Annotated in this window: 1 pseudogene; it reads right to left on the reverse strand. The window is 71.6% G+C overall.

Annotation, left to right across the window (positions count from 1 at the left end):
* A pseudogene (locus SB754_RS21070) lies at nucleotides 1-261 on the reverse strand (GNAT family N-acetyltransferase); the annotation flags it as partial.

The raw sequence follows: 261 nt of genomic DNA on the forward strand, positions 1-261 counted from the left end.
GGGCGGGTCATCTCGGTGAAGTAGCGCACCACCTTGGCTCCGGCCGCGTGGAACAGCGCGACATGCGAGGCGTTGTCCTCCTCGGCCATGCAGCGCAGCAGGCCCGCCTCCACGCCCGACTCCGCCAGGCGCTCCCGGGAACGCTGCACCTGCCAGCGCAGCACCGCCGTACCGATGCCGCGGCGGCGCCACTGCGGGTCCACTCCCCCGGAACCGTGGATCTTGTCCGATCCTTCGGTCCGGACAAGGCTGGCGTACGCC

Source organism: Leifsonia sp. SIMBA_070 (assembly GCF_046534635.1).
GTDB lineage: Bacteria > Actinomycetota > Actinomycetes > Actinomycetales > Microbacteriaceae > Leifsonia.